Below are 20,283 nucleotides of genomic sequence, written 5' to 3'. Positions count from 1 at the left end.
TTTCGGCAACGTAAAATCAGATAGTTACATCGCAATTTTGTAAACACACCGCTGTACGTTTACCTACACAAACAACGCCTGTTGCTCTAAAATGTGATTCACACATCTATTCAAATTACTATTCAAAGCACTATTCACGATCATGTCTACCCATGCCGATGCGATCCGCCTTCAGCTAGGCCGAGGCCCCCAGCCAGTCCGCCAACTCGTTGGCAGCCTTGGCTTAAGCCAGCCGACAATCTCCCGGGCGATCAATGCGCTAGGGGATGAAATCGTACGCATCGAGACCGGTCGAACCATTCAATACGCCCTGCGAGACACCAGGCGAGGCATTGGCGATATACCGATCTACCGCGTCACCCCGGAAGCCACCATCAAGCCACTTGGCACCCTGATTCCGGTGCGCCCCGATGGCTTTGTGATGCAGCAAAGCGGCGGAAAGACACTGCACAGCGACTCGCTCCCGTGGTGGCTGTTCGACATGCGGCCGCAAGGCTACCTTGGCCGGGCATACGCATCGTGCCATGCCGCCTCTCTCGGACTGCCCAGCCAACTCAACGATTGGGATGACACCCATGCCCTGCGTGCCTTGCTCGTACAAGGCCACGATGCCGTAGGAAACCTGCTGCTCGGCGACGCCGCGCGCGAACGCTTCCTGTCGACCAACCATCGCCCAATCGATGAAGCCGACAAGGCAAGCGCCTATATCCAGCTGGCCGGAGAATCCGCTCGAGGGGAAATCCCCGGCTCGTCGGCCGGCGGCGAACAACCCAAGTTCGTTACCTACGCCCATACCCCGAACGGCCCACGCCATCTCATCGTCAAGTTCAGCCTTCCTGAAAGCAACCCGGTGACACAGCGCTGGAGCGACCTGCTGCTGGCCGAGCATCTAGCCCTCGATACCCTCGATAGCGAAGGCATTGCCGCCGTGCATACGCACATCAAGGATTTCGGCAACCAGCGCTTCCTTGAAGTCGAACGCTTCGACCGCGAAGGCGAGCTTGGCCGGCATGCCCTCATCAGCATGAAGGCACTCGATGCGGAATTTGTCGGCGCCGGTTCAGCTGGCTGGCCGCTGATCGCCAACGCGCTGGCCAAGGATGGCCAGATCACCCGTGAAGCCGTTGCCGGCACCTCACTGCTGCAAGCCTTTGGGGCATTGATTGGCAATACCGACATGCACACCGGGAACCTGTCCTTCATCTCCGACCAAGGCCGACCCTATAGCCTCGCCCCTGCCTACGACATGCTGCCCATGGGATTTGCTCCCAGGTCGGGGGGCGCCCTGCCGTCAGAACTCAACGACATCACCCCGCACGCCGACATCCCGCCGGAGATATGGCAACGTGCCAGCCGGGTCGCCCTGCTCTATCTCGACCGTCTGCGCAACGATTCCAGATTCTCGGCAGCATTTCAGCCCTGCATCGCTGCACTGGCTTGCCACATCGACACCTTGGTCGGAAAAATTGCCAGGCTGGGGTAGCCAGCAACAAGACAAGAGGCGCATCATCCACGGCGGCTTGATGGATAAGACCGTGCAGCGTTCGTAACGGTCCAGCAGAGAATGTTTTTCTAGCCGAGGAATTAGCGTAGTTGAGTCGACTTGCTTTAGCTACTCGTCCGAATCGTTCGAAGTCCCTCCAAAAAAGCCAACCATTTGGAGAGTTCCGGGTGAAGCACCTGAGCCACCCTCAAATGGGACTTTCTAGATCAATGGACAGTACACACCATGCACGGATCGAACGAGCGCACGACGTGCTGTACGGTGGGCAAGGCGCCGTCGCCGGCAGGCAGGCCGACCAGTGCTTGCTCCAGCGGGCCGGGCTGTTCGTTGCTATCACGGGGGGAGAAATTCCAGGTGGTTGGGGCGATGATCTGGTAGCGTTCGATACGACCACGACGAATGCTCAGCCAATGCCCGAGGCTGCCGCGAGCGGCTTCGACGAGGCCGGCACCGCTGGCTTCGTCGGGCATGTCGCCATGGGTACAGAAGGCTTCTCCGGGCTGCAACGCGTGCACCCAGCGCTCCATTTCCGGCACGATCAGCGCCAGTTCAAGCAACCGGGCGACAACACGGGCCATGACGCTGCCGCCGTCACGTGCCACAAAATCGAGCAACAAAGGGTGTCCGGCAACGATCTGCCGCGCCAGCGCGCCGACTTCGTAGACTTGGCCGGCATAGCGCGGCGCCTTGCACCAGGTGTAGGCAGCGGCCTTGTTCGCATCGACAATGGTTTCGCCTTGCGCGGGATGGCGAGGGTTACCCTGGGCCAGCCAGGCGCGGGAGGTGTCCTCGTCGATCGCGACAGGATCGAATGCGGCCGATTTACCAGCCTGCCAGCTACCAGCAGGAAGGATTCCGTAGGCGCCATGCGACAAGAAGGCATCGCTCGCCCTTCCTAGCTTGTCCAGCCCGAGATCGCTGGCCGCCGCCAGGAAGGCAGGGAAGTCCGCCGATCGTCCGTCGGCCCAAGCAAGCAGTTGCGCCTTGCTGGCCAATTGCGCCACATTGGCCAGTGTGTCGCCGAACAGATGCTTTTCCAGAAAGCCACGAAACTCCCGCAATTGAGCCAGCAGGCGGATACGCTCGCCGGCCGTGATGGCGCGGGTGCTGCCACCGGGCTGGATGGTCAGGGTATGCGGCCAGCGCCCGGCCAGGAAGCCCATCAGTTTGAGAAAGCCAGCGCGGGCCGGCAGCATGTCGGCTGATGCCTCGCCCCGCACTGCCGCGAAACGGTGCGCCACGGCTTCGTGCCAGGGCCGCCCGGCATAGGCAGAGCGGGCGAAGTCGGGCATGAAAAAGAGGTAGAAGTGCGTCAGGTGATCGGCCAGGTTTTCGGTAGCCTGGATCAGATGGCGCGCCAGCACACCGTTCGGGGTTGGCACGATGCCCATGGCGTCGGCCAGCGCCGAGGCCGCCGCCGCCGACTGGGCGACCGAGCAAATGCCGCAGATGCGCGGCACGATGGCCAACGCATCGAGCGGCGCACGGCCGATCATGATCTGCTCGAACCCCCGGAATAGCGGTGAATTGACATAAGCAGCCTGCACCCGGCCGTCGGCCAGATCGAGGCTGACCTCGAGATCGCCCTCGACACGGTTGAACGGCCCGACGACGATGCGCGTCACTTGCCGCCCCCCTTCTTGCGGATGGCCGGCAGGATGACCGGATGGTCGGCCACCGCGTTGTTGCGCACGCGCTTGGGCGTTGCCGACTTGGACAAGGCGGCGAGCGCAACGAACCAGGCTTTCGGCATGTCGGTCGGCAAGCCGATGGGAATACCGGCCAGCTTGGGCGTTTCCTGGAAGGCATGGCCGGGCGATTCGAAGCCCGGTTCGGTACAGGCGATGCAGGCAAAACCGCCGCGCAGGCAGGAGCCGTTGCCGTTCCACGGCCGGATGTTGCAATCGGCGTGGGCCTGCGTGCCCTTGCAACCGAGGTTTTCCATCAGGCAGCCGAGGTCGGACTGCTTTTCGGCACTGGCCTTGAATTCGTAATACTCGTTGCGGGCGCAGCCGTGATGGACCAGCCCGCCGGCGTAAAGCAGCGGCCGCCCGAATTCGTCGAGATCCTCCGGCTTCAGGCCTTCGAGGGCAGCCTTTTCCAGCGTATCGACCACCCAGCCCGGATGCGTCGGGCAGCCGGCGATGTTGACCACCGGCAAGCCTTCCGGCGAACGGAATTCGGCGCCGAGCAGGCCTCCCGGCGTCTGTTCGTCGAACTGCAGGCCGCAGGCTTCCAGCGGATTGCCCGGCGTGTTGGCAGAGAAACCGCCGTAGGCCGTGCACGAGCCAATGGCGAAGACCCATTTCGCCCGCTTCGCCAGGCGTTCGACCCATTCTGTCAGCGGCCGGCCGCTGCCGGCCATCAGGTGGAACTTGCCGGTGCCGTTCGGGCCGCGCAGCATGGCCCCTTCGACGCACAGGGCATCGAAGGTCAGGCGCCCTTCGGCACAGTCTTCCAAAACGGCCAGCGCCTCTTCGCCGCTTTCCAGCGACAGGGCCGGGTGCCAGAGAAACGTGATGCCGGCATCGCGCAGTTCGTCAAACAGCGGGCGCGGGTCGGAACAGAGCATGGACTGCGTACATCCGCCACAGCCGCCGCTTTGCAGCCACAGCACTTTCATTCGGCCTGCTCCAGCCCGTAGCGCACCAGCTTGGCACGCAGCCCGACGCGCGACAGGCCGAGTTCGCGGGCTACCCGCGACTTGTTCCAGCGCAGACGGATCATCGCCTCCTTGAGAACATGCTTTTCCAGTTGATCCATACGCTCCTTGAGGCCGCCGGTGAGGCCGGCCGCCCAAACCAGATCGTCGCTGGGCCGGGCCTCGTCGAATTCGCCGACCGGCGTGCGCAGTACCCGGGGCGACAGCAGGTCGGCACCGAGCTGCGGGCCTGTCGCCAGAGCCACCATGCGCAGGATTTCGTTTTGCAGCTCGCGGACGTTCCCCGGCCAGCGATAGGCGGCGATGCAAGCCAAGGCTTCCTTGGTGAAACCCTCGACCGGCTTGTCCAATGCCTTGCTGCTCGATTCGAGCAGCCGCCGGGCAAGCAGCGGCAGATCCATCGGCCGTTCGCGAAGCGGCGGCACGTGCAGCGAGATCGTCGCCAAGCGGTAGTAGAGATCCTCGCGGAAACGGCCGGTGCGCACGTCCTCTTCGAGATCGCGATTGGTCGCGGCGATGACCCGCACGTCAACATGAACCGCGCGGTTGCTGCCCAAGGGCCTGAACTCGCCCTCCTGCAACACGCGCAGCAGCTTAACCTGGAAGGCCGGGCTGGTTTCGCCGATTTCATCGAGGAACAGCGTGCCGCCATCGGCCTGCTGGAAAAGGCCGACCCGATCCTCGACGGCACCGGTAAAGGCGCCGCGCTTGTAGCCGAACAGCTCCGATTCGAGCAGGGTATCGGGCAAGGCGCCGCAGTTCTCGGTGATAAAGGCCTTGCTGGCCCGGCGGCTTTCATAGTGGATGGCCCGGGCGATCATTTCCTTGCCGGTGCCGGATTCGCCGGTGACCATCACCGACAGGTCGTAGGGAGCAACCCGCTCGACCAGTTCGCACACCGCATTGATCGGGCTGCCCGGAGCACGGATCAGCGCTGCCAAACCGAAACTGTTCTTCGCCTTTTCCTGCTTCGTCTCGACATGGCGCTTGAGAACCGGTTCGGCGGTGCGCAAGTCGACCGAGAGACGCTGGTTTTCCTGCTGCAGGCGCCACACCTCGGCTGCCCGCTGCAGGGTCAGCAACAGCTGCTCCGGCTGCCAGGGCTTGAGCAGGTATTGCCAGATGCCCGCTTCGTTGACGCCGGTAATGATGTCTTCTGCATCGGTGTAGCCGGAGAGGATGATGCGCACGATATCCGGCCAGCGGCTGCGTACTTCCTTCAGGAACTGAACCCCGGTGGTGCCCGGCATGCGCTGGTCGCAGAGCACGATGCGAATGCCGGTAATCGCCTGCTCACGCTCGAGTATCTCCATGCCCTCGTCGGCATCGGCGGCGCACAGCACGTCGAAATCTTCCTCCAGCGTCCGGCGTAGCGCCTCCTGCGAACGCACCTCGTCGTCGACAACGAGAATGGCGGGCAATCGGCGCAGGCTGCTGCTCGAAGCAGTGTGGTTCATTCGGGAATCTTCCAGTCGATGTCACGGTGCCGGGCCAGATGGCGCGGCGTCCACGAGTGCGGCGAACGGGAGACGAAATGATAGCGCGCGACGTGGTATGACGGATCGAACCCGTAGAAATTGCGGCGCATCTCCTTCAATTCCTCGGCACGATAGGCCGCCAGCGGCTTGACGGCTTCGTCGGCCTGGCGCTTGTTTCGCTTGGCGGCCAGGCGTTCGTCGATATCCGCCGCCGCGGCCAGTTCGGCCGCCCGGCGCGCCACATCGACGGCAAACCCCGGCCCGGGCAGGCAGGCATCGTAGAAGCCCAGCTGGACGGACTCCCGGGCTGTCATCGGCAAACGATGGCGCATGATCGCCTTCGCCCCCGCCTCGCCCACCCGTGGCGGCAGCAGATAGGTCCAGAATTCCGAACCGAACAGGTTGCCCATGTTCTTGTAATGCGGGTTGAGCATCGCACCTTCGCGTGCCCACACGAAATCGGCAGCACGCGCCAGGAAACAGCCGCCAGCCCCGGCATTGCCGGCCAGCGCCGCCACCGTCACTTGCGTGTCGCAGCACAGGATCGCCTCGGCGAGGTCATCGATGGCATTGATGTTGGCCCACGACTCGTCGGCCGGACTTTCGGCGGCTTCGATGGTATTCAGGTGGATGCCGTTCGACCAGAAATCGCGCCCGCCGCGCAGCACGATGACTTTCGTCGGACGCCGAGCCGCCCACAGGAAGGCCTCCTTCAGTCGCTGGCACTGCCCGGTGCTCATGGCACCGTTATAGAACTCGAAGCCGAGAAAGCCGACACCACCGGCCTCTTCGTAGGCGATGTCCTGCCAGGTCGAGGCCGGGGCTTTCCACACATCAGCGAGGGGAAGTTCCGGTAGCGCCAGGGCTTCGGGAAAAGCCATCGTTGCCGGCAACTTGATGCCGCCGGCCCGCCTGACGTGCCCTATCCATACCGCACCATCGACGGTGGCCCGGCAGACGGCCGTCTCGCGCCGTCCGATCAGCTCGCCCGGCGCCCCTCTAAGGCTGGCTTCCGGGCAGGCATCGAAGAGATGGCAAGGCTCGCCGAACAAGGCATCCGCAACGCCCGGAAAACCATCGGCTGCATTCAGTTTCGCCAGCACGTAGTGGGTGCTGTCCGCCTGCCAGTCAATTGCACGGTCGACCTGCCTCATCAAGGCATGGGCCGCCCCCGGAACCCGCTGCGGCACGAAATCGCCGGCCACGAATCGCTCTACAGCCTGTAACACTGCCAGAACGGCCGCCTCGGTTACCTGGTTGCGGTATAGCGAAGCCTTGCGCTCGATCCCCACCGGAAAGACGACCGAGGCCCATACCGGCCCGGCATCCATCTCCGACTCGGCTTGCAGAACGGTCACGCCCCATGTATCCAGCCCGCGCTGGATCGCCCAATCAAGCGCGGAGGGACCGCGATCGCCGGGAATTCCGGGATGAACCACGAAGCAAGGCAAGCGCGACCAGACCGATTCCGGGATGGCACGCTTCAGAAAGGGGGCAATGACCAGATCCGGCTTGAACAGGGCGACGGCCTCCTCGGTCACCGAATCGGAAATATCGAACTCGATACTGACGAAGTGACCGCGAGCCGTCAGCTCGCAATAGAGACGCTGAGCAAGACTGTTGAAGCTATGCGTGACGAATAAAATTCTCATCTTTACATTTCTTTACAAAACATGCCAAACGCATCCACCAAGCAAATTAGCGGCTTCCAAGGCACTGATTTTTCGAGAAGCATATCGCTATAACTTTGGCGATATTTGTTCTGTAACACACGCTGGCTACGATGGCTGCCACAAAAAAACCAAGGGAAGAGCCATGCAAGCACAACGCAAACCGGTCAAAACACGCGCACCTCAGCGCATTCGTGCGCCGCGCCCGGAGTACATCGCAGCTGTCCGCTACCTCGATGGACGCCATGAGAAATTTCATGTCCGCAATGCCGACAATCTTGCCGACGCGCGCGAACTGGTCATTTCTGAAGTAGGCGATTTCCGCTCGATCATGATTGCCCTGCGTAACTGAATTATCAGCAGATTCGCGGCAACTGTTCGCCGCTCAGCCAGTCCACAATGCGCCTGCCACCAAAGGCAGTAGTCATCTGGACGAAATGATGGGGATCTTCATGGACGCTGCCGACAATGGCGGCGTCCGCCCCGAGCGGATGACGCCGCATCGCCACCAGCAGCTTCTCCGCATCCCGTTCGGCGCAGATCGCCACCAGTTTCCCTTCGTTGGCGACATATAGCGGGTCCAGCCCGAGAAATTCGCAGGCGGCATTGACTGCTGGCGTCACCGGCAAATCCTTCTCCAGCAACATCATGCCAACGCCCGACTGCTTGGCGATCTCGTTCAAGGTCGTCGCCAGCCCGCCTCGTGTCGGGTCGCGCAACACATGAATATCAGCACCGCTCGCCCGCATCGCTTCGATCAGTCCATGCAGGGCCGCCGTATCGGACACGATGGGCGACTCGAACCCCAGGCTCTCGCGCTCGGCCATGATCGCCATGCCGTGATCGCCCAGCGTGCCGGACACCAGGATCGCATCACCCGGTTTCGCATGGCGGCCGGACAACTCCCGACCCGGCGCCACGACACCGACGCCGGTCGTCGTGATGAACACCCCGTCGCCCTTGCCATGCTCGACCACCTTGGTATCGCCGGTAACGACCGGCACGCCGGCCTCCTTGGCCGCAGCCGCCATGCTTTGCACGATGCGCGCCAGATCGGCGAGCTTGAAGCCCTCTTCAAGGATGAAGCCGGCTGATAAATACAGCGGCTTCGCACCCATGACCGCCACGTCGTTGATCGTGCCATGCACCGACAGGCAGCCGATATCACCACCCGGGAAAAACAGCGGCGACACGACGTGCGAGTCGGTCGCCATGACCAGCCGACCCTCGCCGGGATGCGGCAGCAAGGCGCCGTCGTCGCCCTGGGCCAGGTATTCGTTGCCGAGGTGCTTGGCGAACAGCTCCTCGATCAGCTGTGCCATCGCCCGGCCGCCTGAGCCGTGGGCCATGTCGACCTGGCCGTGCTTGATGTCGAGGGGACGGACGTAGTTTTTGCGGGTTTGGGTCATGGGTGGTGTAGTGAAGATTTGGGCAGATTCAGACTATGCCGACATTGGTTTCGCTTAGCAGCCGCTGCTTTCCGCCTTGAGGGCGGGCGTACTTTCTTTTGTTTGCCCAAAAGAAAGTAGCCAAAGAAAAGGTCACCCCTGGGTCGGTGCCCGCTGCGCGGGTTCCCTGTGCTACTCGAAACGCCGGGAGGCTTGCCTGAACTCGCCTGCGGCTCAAACAAGGCAAGCCGAAGGCCCCCGGCATTTCTGCGTTGCTCGGCACCTCTCAAGGGGCCCGGAAAAACGTCCAGGTTCGACCGGTAGTGCCTGGAATTTGAGTTTTTCAGTAATCGACGAGAGCATTCATGTTGGCGGACGATGCCCGTTCCCGCGACGCCTTTCGGGTCCCCATCTGCAGCGCCGAGCAACGCAGCTGCCGGCGGGAAAAGGGCGAGGACTGTCTGAGGGCGCAGCCCGAGTTCCGCAGCCCCCGCCGGCAGCGAGTAGCACAGGGAAGTCGGCGTAAGCCGACCGCGTAAGCTGGGGTCGCCTTTTCTTTGGCTACTTTCTTTTGGCGAAGCAAAAGAAAGTACGCCCGCCCTCAAGGCGGAAAACTGCAGTTGAAACCCCGCCCACGCATCAAGCGAGAGAACCACCTCAGGCCACATCCTTATACCGCCCATAGGTATAGTGCGCCGCACACGCCCCTTCCGACGACACCATGCACGACCCCACCGGATTCTCCGGCGTACACACCGTCCCAAAGATCTTGCAGTCTTGCGGCCGCTTGACGCCGCGCAGGATCGCCCCACACTCGCAAGCCTTGTGGTCCGGAACCGAGGCATAAGCGAGCGGAAAACGCTTTTCGGCGTCAAATTCGGCGAACTGGCTGCGAATGCGCAGCGCGGAATAGGGAAGCACGTTCAAACCGCGCCACTCGAAATGCTTGCGCATTTCGAACACCTCGGCAACCAGTTGCTGCGCCTTGAGGTTGCCGTCGCGGCTGACGGCGCGGGCGAATTCGTTCTCGACCTCGGCCCGGCCTTCGTTGACCTGACGGATCAGCATCTTGATCGCCTGCATCACGTCGAGCGGCTCGAAACCGGCAATGACCACCGGCTTGCGATATTCCTCGGCGAAGAACTCGTAGGGACGGCTGCCGATGATCGTCGACACGTGGGCCGGGCCGATGAAGCCGTCGAGCGGCACTGTGCCCCACTGGCGCACTTCCGGCGACTCGAGAATGCTGGAGATGGCCGATGGCGTCAGTACGTGACAACACAGCACCGAGAAATTCTTGAGCCCCAGCGCGGCAGCCTGCTTGATCGCAACCGCCGTCGGCGGCGTCGTCGTCTCGAAGCCGATAGCGAAGAAGACGACCTGCTTGTCCGGGTTCTTTTGCGCCAGCGCCACCGCATCGGCGCTCGAATAGACCATGCGGATGTCGCCGCCCTTCGCCTTGGCCTTCATCAGCGACAGGGCATCGGATGCCGGCACGCGCAGGCAGTCGCCATAGGTGCACAAGGTGACGCCCTGCTCCAGCGCCAGGCGAATCGCCTGGTCGACACGGCCGATGGGCAGCACGCAGACCGGGCAGCCGGGACCATGGATCATCTTGACGTTGGCCGGCAGCAAATCGGAGACGCCATAACGCGAAATGGCGTGGGTATGGCCACCACAGAATTCCATGAAGTGGTAGCTGCGCGCCGGGTCGGCCTCGGCGCGAATGGCGGCCGCCAGCGTCTGCGCAACCTCGCCGTCGCGGTATTCGTCGATGTACTTCATGGCTCAGTGGACCGTGAAGCCGTCGCCATCAGGCGTCAACGTGCCCATTTCGGCGAACAGCTTAAGCGTCCTGGCGGCCTCATCGGGGTCCAGCTTGTTCAGCGCATAGCCGACATGGACGATCACGTAGTCGCCCACCGCCACACCTTCGAGCAAGGCCAGCGAGATTTCCTTCTTGACCCCGGCCAGATCGACCAGGGCATTGTCGTCGGGGCGCAGTTCGACCACCTGCGCGGGGATCGCGAGACACATCCGCGTTGCTCCTCGATATCGTTTTTATTAAGGCAGAGTCTAACCTGCCGCGTTCAATTTCGCTTGCCGGCGAGACGACGGAAAAAGCCGCGGCGGGAGACTTCGGTTTTTTCGACTACAGGCGCTTGCGGCACGGCTTCCGGCACAGTCGCCGGAACCGAAAAAACGGTCTTGATCGCATCGACCGCAACATGGCGCGCCGTTGCCATGTCCGGCAGATTGCTGACCGGCGCAATCAGCGGGCAATACTGGTAAGGCCCGATGTCGGGATCGTCGTCGGCGATGAACTGCATCGTTCCGCAGGGCAGGCTCAGATAGCGCCGCTCGCCGGCTGGAATATCGCCCCATAGTTCGCCACCTCCGGAAACCAGCAGCAGGTTGAGAAACCAGGGCGTGATGACCACGCCCAGCCAATCACCGTCCAAGCGTTGAAAGCCGATCGCTTCGACGGACAGGGCCGTATTCACGAAGGGCAAATCGTGCATGCGCGTTTCCCACACGTGCCGATAGTGGGCTTCGAGAAAAGCCGTCGGGTCGTCTTCGCGCGGGACGGCCGGGCGAATGGGAGGTGGCTTCAGCGCGGGCTGGCGAATGCGTTCAGTCATGCGGTCGGTTCAAATCCTGAAAGTGCTGGCTCGGGTCGAAATCGCCGTCGAGCGACGCCGCCAGGGCCGAGAGCGCATCCTCGATCAACAGCCGCTGCTCGTCCTCGACCACCTCCTTGGCCAGGCCGAGCGAAGTCAGCACCCAGCTACCAACCGGCTGCGGCCCGATCAGCATCATGTTGATGCGCTCGCGCTGGCCATCGCGCTCGACCCAGGCGAAATCACCGGCATTGTCGCCGCTGCCTTCCCATTCGACAACGCGCTTCGGAATCGACAGGCACATCAGTCGCGTGCCTCCGCTGCGATGCCCAGGGCAGCCAGTTCGGACACCGTCATCGCCACCAACTCCGGAACCCGGGCTTCGACTTCCGGTGACAACTCCATCCCGAGCGACATCGACACCGGCTGCATGCCGACGATGGCGATTGATTTCGGTGCCCGACCAGTGAATTCCAGGCTGGCCAGCACGTCGGAGAGGCTGACCTGGTGCGGCGACAGCTTGGTCTTGAAGAAGACCGGCACATCCTCGCCCTTGAGCAGGATCGGCGTCGCCGGCGGCTGCTTGGCGCGCACGCAATCGACGACGATCAGGCCGTCGAGGTTTTCCAGCTGCTCCAGCATTTCCATGCCGCAGGTGCCGCCGTCGATGACCTCGACTTCGGGCGGCAGCACGTAGTCACGTTCCAGCGCTTCGATGGTCCGTACGCCGACACCTTCGTCGGTGAGAAGAATGTTGCCGATACCGAGTACGACGATGCGCATGTTGCTATCCAAAAAAGAGGGCGCGAGCATTGTCGCGCCACGGGGTATGTTCGCGGTAAGCGACGGGCTGCGCAAGGCTCTGGCGGGGAGGCAGGGCAAGGCACCGGTTGCGCGGTGCAGTCATCTGCACAAGCGACCGGCAACGCAGCAATGCGCCCTGCCAGAACCTTGCCCTTCGGGTTTGTCGGGGCGTGCAGTCGCCAGCGTTGCTCGGCTGGGGAATGGAGCAACCATTCCCTGCGCCTCGTGCCTTGCCGCCCCTCCCGCCCCGACAAACGCAGTCCCGCCGATTACCGCGAACATACCCTGACCGCAGAGTTGGTTTGTTGTCGATCAAGCCGCCTTCACGGTGACGACCGGGTTGTTCTCCTGATCGACCACATGCACGGCGCAGGCCAGGCAGGGATCGAAGGAATGCACGGTGCGCAGCACCTCCAGCGGCTTCTCGGGATCGGCCACCGGGTTGTCGAGCAGGCAGGCCTCGTACGCACCCGGCTGATCCTTCTCGTTGCGCGGCGCGGCATTCCAGGTCGTCGGCACGACGCACTGGTAGTTCTTGATCTTGCCGGATTCGATGACGATCCAGTGCGACAGCACGCCGCGCGGCGCCTCGTGGAAGCCGACGCCCATCTGCTCGCCCTTGGGGAAGACCGGCCTGTTGAAGGTCTTCAGGTCGCCCTTGGCCATGTTGGCGAGCAGCAGATCCCACTGGTTGATCAGCTCGTCGACCTGTACCGCGCAGCCGACGGCACGGGCCGCATGACGGCCGATGGTCGAATGCAGCGCCTCGACGCCCACCTTGGCGCCGGCCACCTTGGAGACGAGGTCGAGTGCTGCCGTGGCGTACTTCTTGGTCGGCTCGTGGCCGGCGGCCAGCATGTTGAGCACGCGCGGCAGCGGCCCGACCTGCATCGGCTTGCCGTAGAAGGTCGGCGACTTCAGCCAGCTGTACTTTCCGTCGTCCTGGAAATCGGTGTAGTTCGGCGTCGTTTCCCCCTTGTACGGATGCAGCGACTTGTCGTTGCCGCCGCTGTAGTCGTACCAGGAGTGCTTGATCGCCTCGGACACGCCGTCAGTGAAATACTTGTCGTTGAAGCTGGAGATCGGCTTGTAGCTTTCCAGCTTGCCACCTTCGATATAGCCGCCGGGCAGGGCAAACTGCGTACCCTTGCCGTCCAGGGGAATGTCCGGCACGCACAGGTAATCGGTGATGCCGCGGCCATGCTTGGTCCAGTCGGCATAGAACCCGCCGATGGCGCCGACGTCGATCAGGTAGACATTCTTGACGAAGTCTTCCAGCTTGAGCATCCATTCCTTGATCGCCAGCAGACGCTCGATGGTCAGCACCGACTGCGAATCGACCGACAGCGGATTGGCCACGCCGCCGACCGCGACGTTCTGGATGTGCGGCGACTTGGAGCCGAGCACGGAAACGATCTTGCTCGCATAGCGCTGTACTTCCAGCGCCTGCAGGTAGTGCGAAACGGCGAGCAGGTTCACTTCCGGCGTCAGCTTCATGGCCGGGTGGCCCCAGTAGCCGTTGGTGAAGATGCCGAGCTGGCCGGTACCGACGAAGCCCTTCAGGCGCTCCTGCACCTTAACGAACTCGGCCTTGGAATTGCCGCTCCAGTTGGACAGGCTTTCGGCCAGGCTTGCCGTCTTGGCTGGGTCCGCCTTCAGCGCACTGACCACGTCGACCCAGTCGAGTGCCGACAGGTGGTAGAAATGGACGATATGGTCATGCACGGCATGGGCCAGCATGATCATGTTGCGGATGTACTGGGCGTTGACCGGAATTTCCAGCTGCAGCGCGTTCTCGACGGCGCGTACCGAAGCCATGGCATGCACGGTGGTGCACACGCCGCAGATGCGCTGGGTGATCGCCCAGGCGTCACGCGGGTCGCGGCCGATCAGGATGTTCTCGACGCCCCGCCACATCTGTCCAGACGCCCAGGCCTTCTTGACGCGGCCGCCGTCCACTTCGACGTCGACGCGCAGGTGGCCCTCGATGCGGGTAACCGGGTCGATGGTGACACGTTTGTTCATATTGTTCTCCTATCCCTGAATTCAGTGTGCCGCGCTTTCCCGGGGCAGAACCGGGAAGCGGCGGGTGATGATGATGTAACCGAGCACTTCGAGCGCGAACATGCCGATGGTGACCAGCATTTCGGCGATGCTCGGGAAATAGTTCCAGCCGTGGTCCACGCCCAGGCCGGTGTCGTAGCCGATCAGGAAGCCATTCACGCGCAGCAGGATGCCACCCATCATGATGGCGCAGCCGGCCAGGAACAGCCGGGCCGGGTTACGGCGTGCGCCGTGGGTACCAACCAGCAGGTAAGGCAGCGAGAAGCAGCCGATTTCCAGCCAGAAGAAGAAGGCTTCGAGGCTCGGCTTCAGTGCGTGCCCCAGCGCCCCGCGAACGACCAGATCGCCGAAGCGGACAACCAGGAAAACCGACAACAGGCCGAGCATGATCTTGGCCATGGGCTGCAGCAGGTGCAGCTCGATTTCACGACGGTAGGCCGACGATGCCACGCAGGACTCGAAGAGCACGATGCCGTAGCCGATGGTCACCGCCGACAGCAGGTAGAGCAGCGGCACGGCCGGCGTCTGCCACAATGGATTGACCTGCGGCCCCATGACCACGAGCAGCGTGCCGAGCGAAGACTGGTGCATCATCGGCAGCAAGGTGCCGAGGGCGATGAAGAAGAACAACACCTTTTCCAGTTTCTTCTTCTGCACCTTCAAGCCCCACTGCTCCATGAAGACCGGTGAGAACTCGATCCACATCACGGTGATATAGGCCGAGATGCAGACCGCCACCTCGAACATCACCGAATTGGGATTGGCGTAGCCCGGCCACAGGATGTGCCAGAAATTCCACCAGCGGCCGAGGTCGAACAGCACGCCGACGCCGGCCAGCGTATAGCCGAACAGCGAGGCCAGCAGTGCCGGACGCACCATCGGGTGATACTGGCCACGATTGAAGATGTAGACCAGCATGGCCACCGAAAAGCCGCCGCAGGCGAAGGCTGAACCGATGACCACGTCGAACACCACCCAGATGCCCCACGGGTAGCCGTCATTGAGGTTGGTGACTGCCCCCAGCCCGAAAATGAACCGGACGAAAAGCACGGCGATCATCGCGGCGATCAGCAGGCTGCAGATCATCACCGGCAAGTTGAACAACTTGCCGCCGACCGGGGCGGCAGGATGATGGGCGCTCATGATTGCCCTCCCTTCTGGCTTTCCTTGGCCGGCTCGTCTTCCGGCACCACATTGCGCTTGGCGACCCAGGTCAGACCGGCGAGCACGGCGATCGGCATCATCAGGCCGCCGTACAGCGTGTGCTGGATGGTTTCCGACGTGGCGGCCGAGGATTTCGGCGGCAGGTCAGGCATGCCGACCTTCTGGAAATTCACTGCCGACAGCTTGAGCACCTGCGTGCCACCATATTCCTGCTCGCCATAGACGTGCTGCAGGTAGTGGCCGACCTGTGCCTGGTAACTCTGGTCCGGCTCGTCGCGCCAGCCATGGCGATGCTTCCGCCCCTTGCCGTCTTCGCCGCCGGCCAGCACTTTTTCCTCGGCATGGCGCAGGCGGCCGCGCGGAATGCTCGTCCATTCGCCCGGCTTCAGCGCCAGGCGGCGCTTGGCTTCTGCCAGCAGATCCTCGGTACGGCCGAACAGCGTGGCGCCCGTCGGGCAAACCTCGGCACAGGCCGAATAATGGCCGTCCTTGTGGCGATGCCGGCACAGTTCGCACTTGCCGATCTTGCCGGTCGGCGAGTCGTACTGGTACTTGGGAATGCCGAACGGGCAGGCGGCGACGCAGTAGCGGCAGCCGATGCAGGCATCCGGGTCGTAGCCGACGACGCCGGTGACCGGATCCTTGATCATCGCCGACACCGGGCAGGCCGACACGCAGGATGGGTCGGCGCAATGCATGCACGAGGTCTTCATGAAGGAAAAGCCATTCAGCTCGCTATCCTTCTTTTCCATCGTACCGTTGCGGTACATCTTGATCAGGTTGAAGGTGTGGCCGCTGGTGTCGAGCGGCGTATCCCACAACTTGTCCACGGCGGTAAATTCAGCCGGGTTTTCGTTGACCTGCTTGCAGGCTGCCACACAAGCCTGGCAGCCGACGCACAGGGTGGCGTCGTAGAGCAGCCCCAAAGCCTCGGGCGGGCGCTGCAGCGTATCGCGGGCACAGGCCGTCTCGGGCAGCACGGCAGTCGCCGCAGCCGCGCCGCCGGCCAGGCAGCCGCGCAGAAAATCGCGTCTCGTGGTCATCTCAGACCTCCGTCGATTCGGTGGCTTTGCTGCCGTCCCGGTTGGCCTGCTCCTGCTTTTTCGCTGCTTCCAGCTCTTCCGCCTTGTGCGACAGACCGAGGTTCCTGGCCAGCATGGCGCCTGCCCCGGCGGCGGCACCGGCCACGGCGGCCAGCACGGCGGCCGACCCGAGCGAGGCGCCGACACCCTTTTCCTCGACGATACGGGGCAGGAAAGCCGACGGCTCGATGTTTTTCAGCTTGGCCACGGTATGGATGGGCTTGGCGAAGCCGACACCCTGCTCGGTGCAGCCGATGCAGGGGTGACCGCAGGCCACCGGCCAAGTGCCGGCGCCGGCATCGCCGAACATGATGACCGAGCAGTTGGCGTAGGTTTCCGGTCCCTTGCAGCCGAGCTTGTACAGGCAGTAGCCCTTGCGGTGGCCGTCATCGCCGAAATCCATGGCGAAGCGACCGGCATCGAAGTGGGCGCGACGCTCGCAGTTTTCATGGATCAGGCGGGAGTAGGCGAATTTCGGGCGGCCGAGGTGATCGACTTCCGGCAACTTGCCGAAGGTCAGGAAATGCACGACCGTCGACAGGAAGTTGTACGGATTGGGCGGGCAACCGGGAATGGTCACCACCGGCTTGCCGAGCACCTCGGCCACGCCGCTGGACCCGGTGGGGCTGGAGGTCGCTCCGGGAATCGAGGGGATCGTCGACGGCATGCCGCCCCACGAGGCGCACGAGCCGATGGCGATGACCGCCGCCGCGTCGGCCGCACATTCCTTGGTCAGCTCGATGGCCGTCTTGCCGCCGATCTTGCAGTAAACGCCGCCATCCTTGGTCGGAATCGCCCCTTCGATGACCAGGATGTACTTGCCCTTGTTCTCGGCCATCGCCGTCTTCCGAGCTGCTTCGACCTGATGACCGGCTGCAGCGAACAGGGTCTCGTGGTAGTCAAGCGAGATGACGTCGAGAATCAGCTTCTCCAGCGTCGGATGCTCGGCGCGCAGCATGGACTCGGTACAGCCGGTGCATTCCTGGAAATGCAGCCAGATGACGCTTGGCCGCTTTTTCGCGGCGACTGCTTCGGCAACAGCGGCATCCGCCCCTTGCGGAAGACCGAGCGTGGTCGCCATGGCGGCGCAGAACTGCAGGAACTCGCGGCGCGTCATCGACAGCCGCCTGGCTGCCGCCTCGATACGCTCATCCTGTTCCAGCGAAATCAGATTTTGATTGGCCATTTTTCTCCCCTTGTTGTTTCATCGCGGTCACCGCTGACCGACGATCTTTCTCTGCTGGGAGGGCCTGATTGATATTTAGTGAATGCTTTTATTGATACTCAACATAGCAACAGGTAGGCCAGATTTCAAAAGCCATACAATTCAGCAAGTTGCCAGATCGAAAGTTTGCCAAAAGCTGAAAAACAAGGGAAAAACGTCCACTTCTGGAAACAATGTGATCAGTGGCTTATCAGACCTTTGTACTACGCCCTTTGAGAGGGACACGCAAACAGCTTGCAAAACAGGCTGTCCCACGCACACCTCAGCTTGCCAGCCAAACCCTGTCCCTGCCGCTTTGCTTGGCCTGATACATCGCCTCGTCGGCGCTCTTGGCGAGTGTTATTTCATCGGTGCCATCATCGGGATAGAGCGCCACCCCCAGGCTGCATGAAACGGTCAGTTCGCGACCATCCAGAACGAACGGCTGGGCAATCGCATGGCGTAACTTTTCGGCCAGCAAGCGCGCTGCCTCGACATCGGCCAGCATGGGCATGAGCACCACGAATTCATCGCCCCCAATACGACCGACCGTATCGGAGGCGCGTACCGTTTCCTTCATCCTCTGTGCGACCTGGCGCAGCAGGAGATCGCCAGTCGCATGACCGAAATTGTCATTTATCGGCTTGAAGTAATCCAGATCGACGAAAATCAATCCAAAATTTCCGCCATTCCGCTTTGCCCTGGCAAGCTCATTACCCAGGCGGTCACTGAACAATGCCCGATTTGGCAATCCGGTCAGCGGGTCGTGCTGGGCCATATGGCGCAACTCTTCGGTCATCCCGGCAGCCAGCCGCAGGGCGCGCTCACGCCCGTTGACCATGAACCACGAAAGGAGCGCCAGGGAAAGACTCAGGCCGAATCCGGTTGCTGCAATGAGGCTCGCCACATCGCGACCATAACGCACATCGAATTCGCGAAGACTGCTGAGCGACAGCGTCCAGGCGCGACCGGCCACCACCATGTATTCATTGGCGTGCAGCCCGTCATACCCGTCGGGTTCGGAAGGCTTGCCAACGCTGTACATCAGCGAATTGGCCGTCGGCTCCACGCCATCGTAGATTTCGAGGACGATACCGGGCAAGCGGTTGCCGTACAGGCTGGCCATGAAGTCTTCGATGTAGAAAGCCGCGTAAATCCAGCCGATCAGATGCTCGCGCCGCTGGGCAACCGTATCGCGTGGCTGGCCGTAAGCATAGACGGGCAGGTACATGATGAATCCCGGTTGTGCCTCCGGTTTCTTGTCGACAGCCAGGCGAACCTTGGCGGTAATCGCGGCTCTACCCGAATCGCGCGCGCTCTCCATCGCCAGGCGTCGAGCCGGATCTGCCCAGGTATCGAGCCCCGGAGGCAACCGATTGCGTCCCACCTGCGGCTCGCGCTGGATGATCGGCGTATAGAGTTCGCGCTCACCCTCCGGATAAACCGCATAATTCGCCACACCCAGTCCGCGCATGACCTCCTCGTGAGCTTTTTTCTGATTGCCCGGAACAAGATCGACCACCCCGACAATCTGTATTCCCGAGAAATTGGCATCAAGTTGCAAGGTCTCGACATAGTCGCGAAAGGCCGCACGGTTTTTCAGGCCGGTAGTCGCAAACAAGCCCTGCAATCCACGCAGCATCTGTTCATGCGCGGCCAGCCGCTGCTCGACCCGACTCACCGTGTCGCGCAAGGCAAAATCGAATTGCGCCCGAACCTCCTTGCGGCTGGTCTGCGATTCGTGCCGCCAGAGCAACCAGGTGAGCGTGAGGGTAACGCTCAGGATCATCCAGGGCAGCAAATGCGACAATCTGGAGATCCGGAAGGAGTGGCCGATCGTCACTGCCCCCCCTTAATATTGACCATACCGGCCGCCATCTCCGGCTTGAAGTATTTTTCGAAGATACGTCGTATGGTTCCATCCCTCCGCATCTCGCTCAACAGCGCCCGCCATTTTTCCTGCTCGCCGGGCGAGAGCGCGGCCTTCGACATGATCAGCCCGTGCAGCACTGGCGGATCGTTGAATTCGATGACATTGGTCGCTTCGCGAATCTTTTTTTCATCCAGCGCCGGGTAATCGAAGGGCTCGATGATCATCCCCTGGATGTGATTCAGCATCAGGGTCTGGTAGAGCGGTTCGAGACCACCGGCCTGGCTGACCCGATTAGCCAGGAGCAGGCGGTCGACCAGCCGGTTGGCGGATTCGCTGTAGCGAAAGCTGCGAATCACGCCAAGTTGCAACCGGGGATTGCGCTCGAAGTCAGCATGCGTAGCAGCGCCACTATCCCTGCGGACCAACAACTAGTACTTATTGGAAAAATACCAGGCAAACGAAGCGAAGCGCTCCCGCTCGGCGTTGGTGATGCCGGAGAGGCTGAAATCCAGCGCCCCGGACTCGATCAGTTGCCAGATCCGCGCCCTTGGCATCACGCTGACGACAACCTTGCAGCCCGAACGGCGGAGCAACTCGTCAGCCACATCCTTGTCGATGCCGGTATCGGTCGCCACCGTATAGAGCAGGCCGTGCTCGTGCAAAGCCAGGCTGTAGGGACGCGTGCAGTCGAAACCGACCGCCCCGGCGGGGGAGACGAGTATGCAGGCCAGCAACGATGCGATCAGACTGCGACGGATCATCCATCCCC

The 20,283-nt window shown here is 62.3% G+C and carries 19 protein-coding genes; 2 read left to right on the top strand and 17 right to left on the bottom strand.

The genetic code is table 11. The annotated features are described in order from the left end of the window. The first annotated feature begins 142 nt into the window (after window positions 1-142). Complete coding sequence (gene yjjJ, locus AB6Q56_RS20315; protein WP_434514838.1) at window positions 143-1,483, top strand: type II toxin-antitoxin system HipA family toxin YjjJ; 1,341 nt, start codon at window positions 143-145, stop codon at window positions 1,481-1,483. 227 nt (window positions 1,484-1,710) lie between these two features. Here the strand turns inward: yjjJ and AB6Q56_RS20310 are convergent, their stop codons facing one another. From AB6Q56_RS20310 to AB6Q56_RS20295, 4 genes are read right to left on the bottom strand one after another with little or no spacing between them, the layout of a single operon-like run. Next, entirely contained in the window at window positions 1,711-3,129 is a 1,419-nt protein-coding gene (locus AB6Q56_RS20310) for a nickel-dependent hydrogenase large subunit (RefSeq protein WP_434514837.1), read from the bottom strand. Next, a complete protein-coding gene (locus AB6Q56_RS20305; protein WP_434514836.1) occupies window positions 3,126-4,127 on the bottom strand; it encodes a HupU protein in 1,002 nt (333 codons plus the stop codon). Before AB6Q56_RS20305 ends, AB6Q56_RS20310 begins: the two co-directional genes overlap by 4 nt. Continuing rightward, window positions 4,124-5,623: a sigma-54-dependent transcriptional regulator gene (locus AB6Q56_RS20300; RefSeq protein ID WP_434514835.1), complete on the bottom strand. Its 1,500-nt coding sequence runs from the start codon at window positions 5,621-5,623 to the stop codon at window positions 4,124-4,126. The genes AB6Q56_RS20305 and AB6Q56_RS20300 overlap by 4 nt, the downstream gene beginning before the upstream one ends. Then, window positions 5,620-7,296 carry a hydrogenase maturation protein gene (locus tag AB6Q56_RS20295; protein ID WP_434514834.1) on the bottom strand — a complete coding sequence of 559 codons (1,677 nt, stop codon included), beginning with the start codon at window positions 7,294-7,296 and terminating at the stop codon, window positions 5,620-5,622. The genes AB6Q56_RS20300 and AB6Q56_RS20295 overlap by 4 nt, the downstream gene beginning before the upstream one ends. On the opposite strand from AB6Q56_RS20295, the gene AB6Q56_RS20290 reads away from it, so the two are divergent. Beyond that, a complete protein-coding gene (locus AB6Q56_RS20290; RefSeq protein ID WP_434514833.1) occupies window positions 7,277-7,666 on the top strand; it encodes a hypothetical protein in 390 nt (129 codons plus the stop codon). The two genes, AB6Q56_RS20295 and AB6Q56_RS20290, sit on opposite strands and share 20 nt — an antisense overlap. Window positions 7,667-7,670: 4 nt before the next feature. On the opposite strand, the gene hypE is transcribed toward AB6Q56_RS20290, so the two are convergent. From hypE to AB6Q56_RS20225, 13 genes are all read right to left on the bottom strand, one after another. Next, complete coding sequence (hypE, locus tag AB6Q56_RS20285; RefSeq protein WP_434514832.1) at window positions 7,671-8,723, bottom strand: hydrogenase expression/formation protein HypE; 1,053 nt, start codon at window positions 8,721-8,723, stop codon at window positions 7,671-7,673. Window positions 8,724-9,359: 636 nt separating this feature from the next. Beyond that, entirely contained in the window at window positions 9,360-10,487 is a 1,128-nt protein-coding gene (hypD, locus tag AB6Q56_RS20280; protein ID WP_434514831.1) for a hydrogenase formation protein HypD, read from the bottom strand. A 3-nt stretch (window positions 10,488-10,490) separates the two neighbouring features. Beyond that, window positions 10,491-10,739: a HypC/HybG/HupF family hydrogenase formation chaperone gene (locus tag AB6Q56_RS20275; protein WP_434514830.1), complete on the bottom strand. Its 249-nt coding sequence runs from the start codon at window positions 10,737-10,739 to the stop codon at window positions 10,491-10,493. A 53-nt stretch (window positions 10,740-10,792) separates the two neighbouring features. Beyond that, a complete protein-coding gene (hybE, locus tag AB6Q56_RS20270; RefSeq protein WP_434514829.1) occupies window positions 10,793-11,344 on the bottom strand; it encodes a [NiFe]-hydrogenase assembly chaperone HybE in 552 nt (183 codons plus the stop codon). Then, window positions 11,337-11,627, bottom strand: coding sequence for a HypC/HybG/HupF family hydrogenase formation chaperone (locus AB6Q56_RS20265; RefSeq protein ID WP_434514828.1), 291 nt, complete (start codon window positions 11,625-11,627; stop codon window positions 11,337-11,339). The genes hybE and AB6Q56_RS20265 overlap by 8 nt, the downstream gene beginning before the upstream one ends. Beyond that, window positions 11,627-12,106, bottom strand: a complete 480-nt coding sequence (locus AB6Q56_RS20260) for a HyaD/HybD family hydrogenase maturation endopeptidase (protein ID WP_434514827.1) — start codon at window positions 12,104-12,106, stop codon at window positions 11,627-11,629. Before AB6Q56_RS20260 ends, AB6Q56_RS20265 begins: the two co-directional genes overlap by 1 nt. A gap of 333 nt (window positions 12,107-12,439) precedes the next feature. After that, complete coding sequence (locus AB6Q56_RS20255) at window positions 12,440-14,152, bottom strand: nickel-dependent hydrogenase large subunit (RefSeq protein ID WP_434514826.1); 1,713 nt, start codon at window positions 14,150-14,152, stop codon at window positions 12,440-12,442. A 21-nt stretch (window positions 14,153-14,173) separates the two neighbouring features. Next, on the bottom strand, window positions 14,174-15,334 hold the full coding sequence (gene hybB, locus AB6Q56_RS20250; protein WP_434514825.1) for a Ni/Fe-hydrogenase cytochrome b subunit: 1,161 nt from the start codon (window positions 15,332-15,334) through the stop codon (window positions 14,174-14,176). Continuing rightward, the gene (gene hybA / locus AB6Q56_RS20245; RefSeq protein WP_434514824.1) at window positions 15,331-16,398 is read right to left on the bottom strand and encodes a hydrogenase 2 operon protein HybA; all 1,068 of its coding nucleotides are present in this window, start codon (window positions 16,396-16,398) and stop codon (window positions 15,331-15,333) included. Before hybA ends, hybB begins: the two co-directional genes overlap by 4 nt. Before the next feature lies 1 nt (window position 16,399). After that, complete coding sequence (locus tag AB6Q56_RS20240) at window positions 16,400-17,623, bottom strand: hydrogenase small subunit (RefSeq protein WP_434514823.1); 1,224 nt, start codon at window positions 17,621-17,623, stop codon at window positions 16,400-16,402. A 301-nt stretch (window positions 17,624-17,924) separates the two neighbouring features. Next, window positions 17,925-19,451 carry a CHASE domain-containing protein gene (locus AB6Q56_RS20235; protein ID WP_434514822.1) on the bottom strand — a complete coding sequence of 509 codons (1,527 nt, stop codon included), beginning with the start codon at window positions 19,449-19,451 and terminating at the stop codon, window positions 17,925-17,927. 29 nt (window positions 19,452-19,480) lie between these two features. Further along, window positions 19,481-19,870: a hypothetical protein gene (locus AB6Q56_RS20230; protein ID WP_434514821.1), complete on the bottom strand. Its 390-nt coding sequence runs from the start codon at window positions 19,868-19,870 to the stop codon at window positions 19,481-19,483. A 72-nt stretch (window positions 19,871-19,942) separates the two neighbouring features. After that, a complete protein-coding gene (locus tag AB6Q56_RS20225; protein ID WP_434514820.1) occupies window positions 19,943-20,275 on the bottom strand; it encodes a hypothetical protein in 333 nt (110 codons plus the stop codon). Between the last annotated feature and the right edge of the window lie 8 nt (window positions 20,276-20,283).

This window comes from Dechloromonas sp. ARDL1 (assembly GCF_051122455.1).
In the GTDB taxonomy this organism is placed as follows: Bacteria; Pseudomonadota; Gammaproteobacteria; order Burkholderiales; family Rhodocyclaceae; genus Azonexus.
Note: the sequence above shows the minus strand (reverse complement) of the source record. Positions and strands in the feature narration are given on the sequence as shown.

What these genes read in the sequence shown, in the direction of transcription:
- yjjJ (WP_434514838.1), top strand. Translation starts at nt 143, where the DNA reads ATGTCTACCCATGCCGATGCGATCCGCCTTCAGCTAGGCCGAGGCCCC.
- AB6Q56_RS20305 (WP_434514836.1), bottom strand. Translation starts at nt 4,127, where the DNA reads ATGAAAGTGCTGTGGCTGCAAAGCGGCGGCTGTGGCGGATGTACGCAG.
- AB6Q56_RS20300 (WP_434514835.1), bottom strand. Translation starts at nt 5,623, where the DNA reads ATGAACCACACTGCTTCGAGCAGCAGCCTGCGCCGATTGCCCGCCATT.
- AB6Q56_RS20295 (WP_434514834.1), bottom strand. Translation starts at nt 7,296, where the DNA reads ATGAGAATTTTATTCGTCACGCATAGCTTCAACAGTCTTGCTCAGCGT.
- hypE (WP_434514832.1), bottom strand. Translation starts at nt 8,723, where the DNA reads ATGACCCAAACCCGCAAAAACTACGTCCGTCCCCTCGACATCAAGCAC.
- hypD (WP_434514831.1), bottom strand. Translation starts at nt 10,487, where the DNA reads ATGAAGTACATCGACGAATACCGCGACGGCGAGGTTGCGCAGACGCTG.
- AB6Q56_RS20275 (WP_434514830.1), bottom strand. Translation starts at nt 10,739, where the DNA reads ATGTGTCTCGCGATCCCCGCGCAGGTGGTCGAACTGCGCCCCGACGAC.
- hybE (WP_434514829.1), bottom strand. Translation starts at nt 11,344, where the DNA reads ATGACTGAACGCATTCGCCAGCCCGCGCTGAAGCCACCTCCCATTCGC.
- AB6Q56_RS20265 (WP_434514828.1), bottom strand. Translation starts at nt 11,627, where the DNA reads ATGTGCCTGTCGATTCCGAAGCGCGTTGTCGAATGGGAAGGCAGCGGC.
- AB6Q56_RS20260 (WP_434514827.1), bottom strand. Translation starts at nt 12,106, where the DNA reads ATGCGCATCGTCGTACTCGGTATCGGCAACATTCTTCTCACCGACGAA.
- AB6Q56_RS20255 (WP_434514826.1), bottom strand. Translation starts at nt 14,152, where the DNA reads ATGAACAAACGTGTCACCATCGACCCGGTTACCCGCATCGAGGGCCAC.
- hybB (WP_434514825.1), bottom strand. Translation starts at nt 15,334, where the DNA reads ATGAGCGCCCATCATCCTGCCGCCCCGGTCGGCGGCAAGTTGTTCAAC.
- hybA (WP_434514824.1), bottom strand. Translation starts at nt 16,398, where the DNA reads ATGACCACGAGACGCGATTTTCTGCGCGGCTGCCTGGCCGGCGGCGCG.
- AB6Q56_RS20240 (WP_434514823.1), bottom strand. Translation starts at nt 17,623, where the DNA reads ATGGCCAATCAAAATCTGATTTCGCTGGAACAGGATGAGCGTATCGAG.
- AB6Q56_RS20225 (WP_434514820.1), bottom strand. Translation starts at nt 20,275, where the DNA reads ATGATCCGTCGCAGTCTGATCGCATCGTTGCTGGCCTGCATACTCGTC.